Genomic DNA, 12,887 nt, shown 5'->3' with positions numbered 1-12,887 from the left:
AAATCCGAAATTCGAAATAAACCACAATACTGTTACCCTGCTTTCGGGCAGGCAGGAACTAGATCAAGAAAATAGAAATCTAAAAAGACTGCTTCTTTTCGCCAGAGAGAATAGGTGAGCGGCGGTACAATTTAAATTATAAACCGGTAAATTAATATGAAGAAAATTTATTTAAGCGTATTCGCATTGCTTGTTTCATTCCTTACGCTTGTTCAGGCCCAGGTTACACCATCAACCGCTTTACAAAGTTATTTGCATAATGGCGATAAAACATTCAAATGGGAAGTAAAAGATACTTATGATATTGGAGATGTAAAAGCCTATGCATTATTGCTTACCTCGCAGCAATGGCGTGAGCATGTATGGACGCACCAGTTGACCGTGCTGGTTCCAAAAGAAAATAAATACGATGGCGCCCTTTTGTTTATTACCGGTGGTTCCATAAAAAATGGTTTGCCCAACTGGAACGGACGTGATGATAAATTCAACATCGGTATGGCTGATGTGGCGGCAACAAATCACGCTATCGTTGCTGTATTAAGACAAACGCCCAATCAACCGCTCTATAATGATCTGACAGAAGATGCATTGATATCATTTACCCTGCACAATTTTAAAAAAGATGGCGATTATACGTGGCCGTTATTATTTCCTATGGTAAAAAGTGCGGTAAGGGCAATGGATGCCGTACAGGAGTTTTCCAAACAGCAGCTTAATCATCCCGTTAACCGTTTTGTAATTTCCGGTGCTTCCAAACGAGGCTGGACGACATGGCTTACCGGCGCCACCGACAGCCGTGCCCAGGCGATAGCACCAATGGTTATTGATGTTTTAAATATGCCTGTGAGCTTAGACTACCAGATCAAAGCCCTGGGCGATTACAGCGTACAGATTGAAGATTATGTGAAGCTGGGTATCCCGCAGGGCGCGAAAACAGAAAGCGGGGCGGCGGTTACAACCATGGTTGATCCTTATTCGTACCGCAAAACACTTACAATGCCCAAACTGATTTTCATGGGTACCAACGATGAATATTGGGTAGTGGATAATATAAAAAACTATCTCGACAGCATACCAGGCAAGAATTTGCTTCATTATGTGCCGAATGCCGGGCATGACCTGGGAGGTGGTAAACAGGCTATTGAAGCATTGGGTTCTTTTTTTGGCGCTACCCTCACAAATACCGGCTATCCGGATTGTTCATGGACAACCTCTGTAAGCAAAAAAGGCGTGAAGGTAAATATTAAAGCTACCAAAGATAAACTGGCAGACGTGATCGTATGGCATGCCGATTCGCCCGACACCGATTTCCGCAATGACAAATGGACAAGCAACAACCTCCATATTACCGCAAAGAAAAAACTTAAAATTACAGAAGCATTACCGGCATCGGGTTATCGTGCGTTTTATGTAGATCTTAAATATAAGGATGTAAATGGCGGAACGTATACGGTAAGCACAAGAGTATTTATGACAGATACGAAGACGATTTTGTAAGTTACAGGTTGCAGGTTTCAGGGTACAGGGAAATCCGTTTTAATCTGAGCTTATCGTTCATTATTTGTGATTTGAATGGTGAGGTGTCAGTCATGAGCATCGGTCGCGGATTTGAAATTTGAATTTTATCCGCCACGGCGGACAGGTTTGGTTCTTGTCATTTGATTCTTGATGCTTTTACCTCTGATTTCATATTTCAGTCTTAGGGCTTTTGTATTCCATTCGAATTTCGAATTCCCGGCTTCGGATTTAAATTATTATAGTCTTTGCTCAGATATTTCATATCTTGAAACAACAAACCATCCTCTATGCTACTACCTGTTGGAGACGATAATTCGGACCGCACCATTACGCCCTATATTAACTACCTGCTGATCGCTGTCAATATCCTGGTATTTATCTTTTTACAGGGTGCAGGCAATGACCTTACATTTACCTATGCCTTCTCTACTGTTCCTGCAGAAATTATTACAGGAAGGGATTTCATTACCCCATCACAAATTATTCTTGATCCCAATACGGGGCAACAATTTGAGTTGCCTGGTTTGCAGGCCACGCCGGTACCTGTGTATTTTACGCTCATTACTTCTATGTTCATGCATGGAGGCTGGGCGCATCTGGGTGGCAACATGCTGTATCTGTGGATTTTTGGAGATAATATTGAAAACAGGGTGGGACACAGCCGTTACCTGTTGTTTTATTTTATATGTGGAATAATTGCATCCCTGAGCCATGTGTTTTCAACATTAATGCTTAACCAAAGTTCGCTTGTACCCAGTCTGGGTGCTTCCGGTGCTATTTCCGGCGTTTTGGGTGGCTATCTTTTATTATATCCTACCCGAAAAGTACATGCCATCCTGCTGTGGTATATGGTATCCATCCCGGCCTTACTGGCATTGGGCTTATGGATTGCCTTCCAGGTGATCAGCGGTTTGGGCATGCTGGGAGGAGAGGAGAGCGGCGGCGTAGCGTATGCTGCACATATAGGTGGGTTTATTGCAGGATTTTTATTGATCAAATTCTTTGATCCTGTAAAAAGAGTGGTTACCAAAGAGCCGTTTGTAAGAAGGATAAGATGAGGTGATTTGAGGTTTATGCGGGTTACAGGTTTCAGGGTACAGGGAAATCCGTTTTAATCTGAGTTTGCCGTTCATTATTTGTGGTTTATGGTTTGTGGTTGCATTTCGCTTTGGATTTTTTGACATGGTGAGGCACGAACCATTTGTATTTGATCCGCCACGGCGGACAGATTTGCTTCTTGTTATTTGGTTCTTGGTGCTTTTACATCGGATTTCACACTTAATTCCCGAACTTGTCGGAAATTTTATTGAGTGAAAAAAATATATTTTACTTTCTTCATTGCCTTTTTCTCTTTCATTACTGCTTTTTCCCAAACCGATTCTTCACGCTTACGCATTACGCTGCTTACCTGCAGCCCCGGTGAAGAATTATATTCAACGTTCGGACATAGTGCGCTACGGGTTACCGACAGTGTAACGTTTACAGATAAGGTATACAATTATGGCACCTTTGATTTCAATCCCGATTTTTATCCCAAATTTATAAGAGGGAAACTGCTCTATTATCTTTCCGTAGAAACATATCCGGATTTCATATATGGCTATCAGCAGGAACAACGAAGCATCATTGAGCAGGAATTGAATCTTTCATCCAAAGAAAAATTACAATTGCAGCAGGCTTTACAAAGCAATGCGAGGCCGGAGAATAAATTTTATAAATACGATTTTTTATTTGATAACTGCGCTACGCGCATCCGCGACATAGTGAACAGCAACGCAGGGAAAGCAATGACAATAAAAAATATCTTACCCTACCCGGAGGTTTCATTTCGCGAGCTTATTCATAATAGCCTCAACAGGAGCGGGATGTACTGGAGTAAACTGGGAATAGATATTTTGCTGGGCAGCGGACTCGACAAGTCCGCCGGGAATGAGCAAACGATGTTTTTGCCGGATTATCTTTTTAAAGGCTTCGACAGCGCTTCTATTGGTAATAAACCTTTGGTGGTGGAAAGGCGTCCTGTTTATACCGCCTCATCTGCAACAACATCACCAAAATCTTTTTTTACCCCTTTTATTGCCTTTACAGCAATATTGATACTCTTTATAGCACTCACTTTGCTGCGCCGGCAGTGGAGCAAAAAGGTGTTGGGTTTTCTTGATTTTTTACTTTTTTTCTGTGCAGGCTTATTAGGCATACTACTTGTATTTATGTGGACAGGCACTGATCATATGTTATGCCGTAATAATTACAACCTGCTATGGGCGCTGCCATTTCATGCAGTTGCAGCGTTTTTTTTAAACCGGAAAACAAAAAAAACGAATCAATACTGGGCTTTATGTGTTTTAGCATATGCGTTATTGTTAGCTTTATGGGTTGTTTTACCCCAGGATTTGAATAAAGACCTGCTTCCCTTAATTGTTTTGTTAGGCTGGCGAAGCTGGAGACAATTTAAACAATCGGAAAATGCCCGGAAAGTTACTCACATATAATGGAAGCCGCATTTATTATGAAACGGAAGGTGAAGGTCTGCCGGTTATATTGATTCATGGGTTTGGAGAAGATGGCACGGTATGGCGTTACCAGCGTGCATTTTTAAAAGATCATTTCCGCCTGATCATTCCCGACCTTCCCGGTAGTGGCAAATCGGAATTGCTTTCCATCCCGGGGGACTACTCTTCTTTTATTATTGACCTGTACGCAACTTGCATAAAACAAATTCTTGACCAGGAAAGTATTCAAAAATGTACCTTGCTCGGCCACAGCATGGGCGGTTATATAGCTTTGGTGTTTGCACAGTACAATCCTGAACGGTTAAACGGACTGGGGCTTGTTCATTCAACAGCCTATGCAGACAGTGAGGATAAAAAAACTACCCGGAAAAAAGGAATAGCATTCATACAACAGTATGGAGCCCGGGAGTTTTTGAAACAATCAATTCCTAATTTGTTTGCGGAGCAATTTACCCGTGAACATCCTGATCAAATTGAAGCGCTTATTGCCGGTGCATGCAACTTTACAGCGCCGGCACTCGTACAATATTACGAAGCCATGACAGAAAGGCCGGACAGAACAGAAACCCTAAAAAAGGCTACAAATCCGGTTCTATTTATTATAGGGGAGGAAGATAAAAGTGTATATTTACAAGATAGCCTTAAACAGTGCTATCTCCCCGGTAATACTCAGATTAATATCCTGCCCGGCGTAGCTCATATGGGAATGTGGGAACGGAAAGACCAAACCAATGACACCGTTATGAATTTCCTTAATTACGTAAGCGATGCCTGAGGTAAGAAAATACTTTTTTGCAACAATCCTTTGTCTGAGTTTTTGTTCTGCTTTAACAGCAAGGCATATAACCGGAGGAGAATTATCTTATGTTAATACAGGCGTGTCGGGCAATGATTTTACTTACCAGGTTACCCTCAAATTATACCGTGATTGTTTTTCTACCGGCGCGCAGTTAGATCCCGTTGTACCCATTACCGTTTACCAGAAAAACGCAGCAGGATCGGCATACTTTCAGAATTATGACATCAGCATGACCCGAAAAGATGTGCTTACACTGCGTAGCCCCGGCGAATGCATTGATAACCCGCCCACGGTATGCTATGAAGTGGGTGTATATATTTTTACGGTTGTGTTGCCTGCATCGCCCTATGGTTATACCATTTCTTTTCAAAGATGCTGCCGTATTGAGAATATGTCAAACGTTGCCGCTTCAGGACAGGTTGGAGCAACCTACACAGCCGATATACCGGGTACGCTTATTTTACAGGATGCGCCTAAAAACAGCAGCCCTGTTTTTGCCACTAAAGATACAGTTATCGTATGCGAGGATAATTTTTTTCAGTACGACTTCGGAGCCACTGATAAAGATGGTGATTCCTTATCGTATAGTTTTTGCGCGGCTTATACAGGTGGTTCACCGGGAAATCCCCAACCCAATCCTGCAGTTGCCCCTCCATATGCGAATGTTCCTTATGCTTTTGGATTCGGCGCCTCTTCACCCATGGGCGCCAATGTAAGTTTAAATACAAAAACAGGACTTGTTTCAGGTGTTGCACCCGCATCAGGTGTATATGTGGTAACCGTATGTGTAAGTGAATACAGAAAAGGCGTATTGTTTAATATACACAGAAAGGACATCCAGATAAAAGTAGCTTCCTGCTCAATGGCTGCCGCATCCCTTGAGCCGGAATATGTAAGCTGTGATGGATTTACGGTTGATTTTCGCAACAGGAGCACCAGTCCCCTGATCAGAACACAATTCTGGGATTTTGGCGTAGCCGGCAGAACCGATGACACATCAACGCTGGCACGCCCGTCATTCACATTTCCCGATACCGGTATTTACCGGATTATGCTCATCACCAACCGGAATGATAATTGTTCTGATACGGCATTTAGTGTGGTTAAAGTGTATCCTGGTTTTTTCCCGGGGTTTACATTCAGTGAAGGCTGTAAGGAAGTACCCATCCATTTCCGGGATACTACTAAAGCAAACTATGGCATTGTAGATTCCTGGCTGTGGGATTTTGGAGTGCCTTCCGCCTCTAATGATACTTCGCGCAGCAAACAACCGCCATTTACTTTCACGGAGTCAGGCACTTACCAGGTAGCCCTTACCGTTAGTAGCAGTAAAGGCTGTATGAGTACGGTTAGAACCGACCTCGTGATAAGAGATAAGCCACTTTTGAGTGTTCCGCACGATACTTTAATGTGCAATATTGATACCATTGCCGTTTCCGCCACAGGCCCCCCGGGAACCTATGTATGGGCGCCTGATTATAATATACGCGCTACCGGCGCCACCGCATTATTGAGCCCTGACGTTACCACCTCCTATACGGTAAGTTTAACTACAGTGCCGGGCTGTACTTCCACAGATACTATTCGGGTAAAAGTGGTGAATTTTGTTACGCTTGAAGCCGGGCGTGATACAACCATTTGCCTCACCGATGGTGTGCAGTTCAATCCATTCAGCGATGGGCTAACCTATACCTGGGCGCCGGCTGAAACCCTGAACGACCCCAACGCAAAACAACCGGTGGCAACACCCGATGCAGCATTTACTGTTTATAACATTACAGCGCATATAGGCAAATGCTCCGCTTCCGATAATATCCGCGTTAGAACCGTGCCTTACCCGGATGTTCGGGTAATCAATGATTCTTCCATCTGCTATGGTGAACGTATACAATTATTTGCAGAAGGAGGGGCCTTCTATCGCTGGTCACCTGCACTTTCGGTAAGCAATTTTAATGTGCCCGACCCCTTTGTTTCGCCCCCGGTAACCACCACATATACTGTTAGCGTAACAGATACTGTAGGCTGTCCAAAACCATCTTTCAAAGATGTGGTTATAACCGTTATACCGCCGGTTCCGGCATTTGCGGGAAATGATACCGCTGTTGTGCTGGAGCAACCTTTACAATTGCAGGCAACAGGCGCCGAAATTTATAAATGGTCTCCCGCCAGCTATTTAAGTAATGCTGATATTCCCGATCCGGTGGCAACCTTTGTATCAGAAGTAAATGATAAAGTTAACTTCTCGGTAAAAGTAAGTACCAAAGAAGGCTGTTTTGCTTATGATACCATTAATATAAAAGTATTCAGAACAGCTCCGGATATATTTGTAGCTGATGCTTTTACACCTAACAATGATGGCTTGAACGATTTTTTCAGAGCCATGCCTGTTGGCATAAAACAGTTTGACTATATCAAAATTTTTAACCGGTGGGGGCAACTCATGTTCTCTTCAAACACATCGGAAGAGGGATGGGATGGCACTTTTAAAGGAAAGGAGCAAGCCAGCGATACCTTTGTATGGATGGTAAGGGGAACTGATTATCTGGGAAGAATAATATCTAAAAAAGGAACCCTGCTTCTTTTAAGATGAGGACAGGAATATTTTCTTTCAAACCCTCAAATCGGGAGAATATAAAGCATCAAAAAACAAATAACAAGAACCAGGTAAAATACAAGCTCGAAGCCCGATCCCGCACGTGCGGGACGAAATTGGAAAAAACCATCAACCAATAATATGATCCGCCTCCGCTAAAGGGGATTGCTTCGACCCCTAAAAAGTAGTACACATCATTCAGATATGTTCAGGGTCTCGCAATGACGTTCAAATCCGAAGCGAAATGCAACCACAAACCAAAAACGGTAAACTCGGAATCAGCCTTTCCCTGCCACATGTAACCTGTAACTACATCATCCTTTCCTCACGTATCCTTTTGTATAAACGCATCAAAACTATTTATGCCAATCATTTTTTCAGTAATAAATCCTTCTGCATAGGGCACGCCTATCATTTTGCCGAACATGGCATGCCGGCCTATAATTGAATTTAAAAACCCAGGTGTTGAAATATAGGTTTGCGGTTCATCCATAGCATATTCATTGGAATGAAATTGTGATGAATATGCTTTTACAGACTCCAGCTTTCTTTCAAAAACCGAACTAACATCATACACAAAATCGGGCTCATAATACCTGTCCTGTATATAATGGAAAATATATTTGGGGCGCCAGTGTGCTTGTGCCTGACTGTTGTCATCCAGGGTTTCTATCTTTCTTAACCCGCTTAAAAAACAAGCGTCCTTAATCAAATGTCCTGCTCTTCCATGATCGGGGTGCCTGTCATCTAATGCATTGGCCAAAACAATTTCAGGACGGTATTTGCGCAATGCTTTAATAAGTATGCGCTGGTGCATTTCATCATTTTGAAAAAAGCCATCCGCCATACCAAGGTTTTCACGCACATCCAATTGCATAATGGCAGCGGCCCTGGCTGCTTCTTCCGCTCTTAATGCTACAGTGCCCCTTGTACCCAGCTCACCACGGGTAAGGTCTATTACTCCTGTTTTTTTGTTTTGCAATTTTTCCATCATCAAAGTGCCGGCACATCCAAGCTCTGCGTCATCTGGATGCACAGCAATAGCAAGTATATCTAATTTCATATTATGCAAAAATAATGTAAAGAAGAATGGCAGTTCACATTTTTACATTTTCCGGCTGCACCTTAAGACCTAAAACACATAGGTACAATACACACATAGGCACACAATAGAAGAAATAAATTCCTATGTGCGCCTATGTACCTATGACTATGTGATTAACAGATAAACGAATGCTCCATTTGGAACAAATCCCCGAGAAATAAAATGCGAATTTTCATGTAGGTTTGCACATTGTTATAAAGATCAATATGATGATGACATCCAATACTGTATCGGCCGGAAGCCGTTTCCGGCAGGCAATGGAAGCAGAAAATCCCTTGCAGATTGTTGGCGCCATTAACGCCAATCATGCTTTATTGGCTACACAGGAAGGTTTTAAAGCGATCTATTTATCGGGTGGGGGCGTAGCTGCAGGTTCACTGGGCATTCCCGACCTGGGTATTACAACACTCGATGATGTGCTTACCGATATTTATCGTATTACCAATGTTACCGATACACCTTTACTGGTAGATGTGGATACAGGTTTTGGACCATCGGCATTTAATGTAGCGCGTACCGTAAAGTCGTTAATAAAAGCAGGTGCAGGTGCTTTACATATAGAAGACCAGGTGGGGGCCAAACGCTGCGGTCATCGCCCGGGTAAAGAAATTGTAAGCCTGGAGGAAATGGCAGACAGGATCAAGGCCGCAGCCGATGCACGTACCGATGATCAATTTGTATTAGGCGCCAGAACAGATGCTTTAGCCAATGAAGGATTAGATAAAGCGCTGGAACGTGCTGTGGCTTATAAGGAAGCTGGCGCTGATTTTATTTTTGCGGAAGCTGTGAATGAATTACCACAATATCAAAAATTTGCAGATGCAGCCGGCATACCGGTTCTGGCAAATATTACTGAATTTGGTATGACGCCATTATGGACCGTTGAAGAATTGAAAAATGCAGGGGTGCAGATGATCTTATATCCCCTGTCTGCCTTTCGCGCAGCCAATAAAGCGGCGCAGCATGTTTTTCACAGCATCCGTACCGAAGGCACACAAAAGAATACGATCGGCAGCATGCAAACACGTGCTGAACTGTATGAAAGCATCGGCTATTTCGGATACGAGCAAAAATTAGATAAACTTTTTTCAAAAAATAAATAAGGGCTATGGCGGATAATATGGTACAGGGCTTTAAGCCGAAGAAAAGCGTAGCACTTTCTGGTGTAGCCGCAGGCAATACTGCCTTATGCACCGTTGGAAAAAGCGGCAATGACCTGCATTACCGTGGCTATGATATTCTTGATCTTGCCGAAGACGCGGAATTTGAGGAGGTGGCCCATTTATTAATTCATGAGCAATTGCCAAATGCAGCTCAACTGGCTGCCTATAAAACAAAATTAATCAACTTGCGCGGCCTTTCTTCCGTTGCAAAGAATATATTGGAGCAGATGCCCGCTGCGGCACATCCCATGGATGTTTTACGTACTTATGCTTCGGTATCTGGCGCTGTTCATCCTGAAAAAGATGACCACAATTTTACCGGGGCAAGAGATATTGCCGATAAATTACTGGCATCTTTCAGCTCTGCCCTGTTGTACTGGTATCATTTCTCGCACAACGGCCGCCGTATTGAAGTAGAAACCGATGATGAAACTGTGGGCGCTCATTTCCTGCACCTGCTTCACGGAAAAAAAGCAAGGGAATCATGGCAGAAAGCGATGCAGATATCATTGAATTTATATGCTGAGCATGAATTTAATGCCTCTACTTTCGCCGGCAGGGTAATTGCAGGAACCGGCTCTGATATGTACTCTGCCATTACCGGCGCTATAGGCGCTTTGCGCGGACCCAAACATGGCGGCGCCAATGAGGTAGCCTTTGATATTCAAAGCAGGTATGCATCACCGGAAGCTGCGGAAGCTGATATTAAATCAAGGCTGGAGAAAAAAGAAGTGATTATCGGATTCGGGCATCCTGTATATACCGTGTCTGATCCAAGAAACCAGGTGATAAAAAAAGTTGCACGCCAATTGTCGGAAGAAGAAGACGATTTGCAGCTATTTAATATTGCTGAGCGTTTGGAAACGCTGATGTGGAATGAAAAGAAAATGTTTCCTAACCTGGATTGGTTTTCCGCAGTGTCCTATCATTTAATGGGTGTGCCCACTTTATTCTTTACCCCACTGTTTGTTGTGGCCCGGGTTACCGGGTGGAGTGCACATGTTATTGAACAGCGCCAGGATGGAAAGATCATACGTCCCGGCGCCAATTATATTGGCCCGGAGAACAGGAAGTTTGTGCCGATAGAAAAAAGATAAGTAATTGCTGATTTCTGATTTGTTGATATCTGATTTATAAATTTAAAAAGCATCAGTCAACAATCAAAGAATTTTAGGTTGATTAGAGTCTGGAGGTATTATACCTTTGAAGATGTATTGATTTATCTCCTTTTAACCTAAAACTAAGCTATGAATAAGCAAGACCTTCAATTGCGCACCAAAAATTTTCACATTGCAGTTATTAAATTGTGCGGGGTTTTTCCGAGAAATGCAGCGGGCTTTGAAACAGCAAAACAATTGATAAGATCGGCCGGGTCAGTAGGCGCTAATTACCGTGCTGCCTGCAGAGGGAAGTCAAAAGCAGATTTTATTTATAAAATTGAAATTGTTGTTGAAGAAGCGGATGAGTCTTTATATTGGCTGGAGGTAGCAAAAGAAGCGGTGTTGGTCCCGGCAGGGTCTGGCATTGATGTCTTAATGAAAGAAGCAAACGAATTGGTAAGTATTTTTAACGCGACAGATATTACGGCAAAAAAGAACAAAAATAAATAAGCATTTAATTTTCTGGTCTCTTATACGGATACTGTTGCTATAAAAGCATATTAGTAAATCACAAATCAACAAATCAGAAATCATAAATTCATTATGTATTCCATCTCCAATGAACGTCCGCCAACCGATAAAGTAATTACCGACATTGCAGACTATGTGCTGAACTATGAAATAAAAAATGAGGTAGCCTGGAAAACAGCACATTATTGTTTATTGGATACACTTGGTTGCGGACTGGAAGCGCTAACTTATCCAGCATGTGCAAAATTGCTGGGCCCCATTGTGCCCGGTACCATTGTGCCCAACGGCGCTAAAGTTCCCGGCACCTCTTTTCAATTGGATCCCGTACAGGCCGCATTTAATATCGGCACCATTATCAGGTGGCTTGATTTTAATGATACCTGGCTGGCAGCCGAATGGGGACATCCTTCCGATAATTTAGGTGGTATATTGGCAACTGCCGACTGGCTTTCCCGTACAGCCATCGCCAATGGCAAATCGCCTTTAACTATGAAATCCGTATTAGATGCGATGATCCGTGCACACGAAATACAGGGTGTAATGGCGCTGGAAAATTCGTTCAACAGGGTAGGGCTCGATCATGTGCTGCTGGTAAAATTAGCTTCCACAGCAGTGGTGGGTAAGCTTATCGGCTTAACCCGCGATGAGTTGATCAACGCCATTTCCCTCGCTTTTGTAGACGGACATTCCCTGCGCACCTATCGTCATTCACCCAACACAGGTAGCCGCAAATCATGGGCGGCGGGTGATGCCACTTCACGGGCTGTACGCCTGGCACTGATCGCCAAAACCGGCGAAATGGGCTATCCGTCCGTACTCACTGCCAAAACCTGGGGATTTTATGATGTACTGTTTAAAGGCAATGCGTTTAAGTTCCAACGGAATTATGGTTCTTATGTAATGGAAAATGTATTGTTCAAGATATCCTTCCCGGCCGAGTTTCATTCTCAAACAGCGGTAGAGGCAGCAATGAGTTTGCATAAACAATTGCAATCGGCTGGCAAAACTACAAACGATATAAAAAAAATAAGCATCCGCACACATGAAGCGGCTATACGCATTATTGATAAAAAAGGGCCGTTACACAATCCCGCCGACCGCGATCACTGTATTCAATATATGATAGCCGTTCCTTTAATTTTCGGGCGCCTTACCGCGGCGGATTATGAAGATAATATTGCTGCTGATCCACGTATTGACATATTGCGCGATAAAATGGTGATAGTAGAAGATATTCAATTTACCAAAGATTACCACGATCCGGAAAAGCGTTCTATTGCCAACGCCTTAACGGTGGAGCTGAATGATGGAACGGTTTTGCCCGAGGTGATAGTAGAATACCCGATAGGGCACAAGCGTCGCCGCGAAGAAGGTATACCGGTACTGGTAGAGAAATTCAAAACCAACCTGGCCCGGAAATTTTCAGTTAAGCAGCAGCAAACCGTTTTGCAGGTATCGTTAGATTATAAAACCTTAGCTGCTTTACCGGTCAATGAGTTTGTGGATATGATGATTTGAGATTTAAGATTTTGACCAAACGGTAAACTATAAATGATAAAGCACAG

Annotated in this window: 10 protein-coding genes; 9 read left to right on the top strand and 1 reads right to left on the bottom strand. The window is 43.2% G+C overall.

Annotated features, from left to right (window positions below; genetic code table 11):
• Positions 1-156 precede the first annotated feature (156 nt).
• The 5 genes from FRX45_RS21270 (at position 157) to FRX45_RS21250 (ending at position 7,420) form a co-directional block, all read left to right on the top strand.
• Positions 157-1,497 (top strand): PhoPQ-activated pathogenicity-related family protein, encoded by a 1,341-nt coding sequence (locus tag FRX45_RS21270; RefSeq protein ID WP_152270506.1) that lies wholly within the window; start codon positions 157-159, stop codon positions 1,495-1,497.
• Between the two features lie 308 nt (positions 1,498-1,805).
• Positions 1,806-2,576 carry a rhomboid family intramembrane serine protease gene (locus FRX45_RS21265; protein WP_152270505.1) on the top strand — a complete coding sequence of 257 codons (771 nt, stop codon included), beginning with the start codon at positions 1,806-1,808 and terminating at the stop codon, positions 2,574-2,576.
• 252 nt (positions 2,577-2,828) lie between these two features.
• Complete coding sequence (locus tag FRX45_RS21260; RefSeq protein WP_152270504.1) at positions 2,829-4,010, top strand: Lnb N-terminal periplasmic domain-containing protein; 1,182 nt, start codon at positions 2,829-2,831, stop codon at positions 4,008-4,010.
• A complete protein-coding gene (locus tag FRX45_RS21255; RefSeq protein WP_152270503.1) occupies positions 3,985-4,806 on the top strand; it encodes an alpha/beta fold hydrolase in 822 nt (273 codons plus the stop codon). Before FRX45_RS21260 ends, FRX45_RS21255 begins: the two co-directional genes overlap by 26 nt.
• Positions 4,799-7,420 (top strand): T9SS type B sorting domain-containing protein, encoded by a 2,622-nt coding sequence (locus FRX45_RS21250; protein WP_152270502.1) that lies wholly within the window; start codon positions 4,799-4,801, stop codon positions 7,418-7,420. The genes FRX45_RS21255 and FRX45_RS21250 overlap by 8 nt, the downstream gene beginning before the upstream one ends.
• Positions 7,421-7,748: 328 nt before the next feature.
• On the opposite strand, the gene bshB1 is transcribed toward FRX45_RS21250, so the two are convergent.
• Positions 7,749-8,486, bottom strand: a complete 738-nt coding sequence (gene bshB1 / locus FRX45_RS21245) for a bacillithiol biosynthesis deacetylase BshB1 (RefSeq protein WP_152270501.1) — start codon at positions 8,484-8,486, stop codon at positions 7,749-7,751.
• Between the two features lie 248 nt (positions 8,487-8,734).
• Here bshB1 and prpB point away from each other — a divergent pair, with 248 nt between their 5' ends.
• The 4 genes from prpB to FRX45_RS21225 all read left to right on the top strand — a co-directional run bounded on the left by prpB (position 8,735) and on the right by FRX45_RS21225 (position 12,840).
• Complete coding sequence (gene prpB / locus FRX45_RS21240; RefSeq protein WP_152270500.1) at positions 8,735-9,631, top strand: methylisocitrate lyase; 897 nt, start codon at positions 8,735-8,737, stop codon at positions 9,629-9,631.
• A gap of 5 nt (positions 9,632-9,636) precedes the next feature.
• Entirely contained in the window at positions 9,637-10,788 is a 1,152-nt protein-coding gene (prpC, locus tag FRX45_RS21235) for a bifunctional 2-methylcitrate synthase/citrate synthase (RefSeq protein WP_152270499.1), read from the top strand.
• Positions 10,789-10,938: 150 nt separating this feature from the next.
• Entirely contained in the window at positions 10,939-11,301 is a 363-nt protein-coding gene (locus FRX45_RS21230) for a four helix bundle protein (RefSeq protein WP_152270498.1), read from the top strand.
• Between the two features lie 90 nt (positions 11,302-11,391).
• Complete coding sequence (locus FRX45_RS21225) at positions 11,392-12,840, top strand: bifunctional 2-methylcitrate dehydratase/aconitate hydratase (protein ID WP_152270497.1); 1,449 nt, start codon at positions 11,392-11,394, stop codon at positions 12,838-12,840.
• Positions 12,841-12,887 lie beyond the last annotated feature (47 nt).

Source organism: Agriterribacter humi, from assembly GCF_009192765.1.
GTDB lineage: Bacteria > Bacteroidota > Bacteroidia > Chitinophagales > Chitinophagaceae > Agriterribacter > Agriterribacter humi.
The sequence above is the reverse complement of the archived record's forward strand: the minus strand, read 5'-3'. Positions and strand labels throughout refer to the sequence as shown.

Coding starts and splice junctions, on each gene's coding strand:
- prpC (WP_152270499.1), top strand. CDS start 9,637: ATGGCGGATAATATGGTACAGGGCTTTAAGCCGAAGAAAAGCGTAGCA.
- FRX45_RS21255 (WP_152270503.1), top strand. CDS start 3,985: ATGCCCGGAAAGTTACTCACATATAATGGAAGCCGCATTTATTATGAA.
- prpB (WP_152270500.1), top strand. CDS start 8,735: ATGATGATGACATCCAATACTGTATCGGCCGGAAGCCGTTTCCGGCAG.
- FRX45_RS21230 (WP_152270498.1), top strand. CDS start 10,939: ATGAATAAGCAAGACCTTCAATTGCGCACCAAAAATTTTCACATTGCA.
- bshB1 (WP_152270501.1), bottom strand. CDS start 8,486: ATGAAATTAGATATACTTGCTATTGCTGTGCATCCAGATGACGCAGAG.
- FRX45_RS21265 (WP_152270505.1), top strand. CDS start 1,806: ATGCTACTACCTGTTGGAGACGATAATTCGGACCGCACCATTACGCCC.
- FRX45_RS21270 (WP_152270506.1), top strand. CDS start 157: ATGAAGAAAATTTATTTAAGCGTATTCGCATTGCTTGTTTCATTCCTT.
- FRX45_RS21250 (WP_152270502.1), top strand. CDS start 4,799: ATGCCTGAGGTAAGAAAATACTTTTTTGCAACAATCCTTTGTCTGAGT.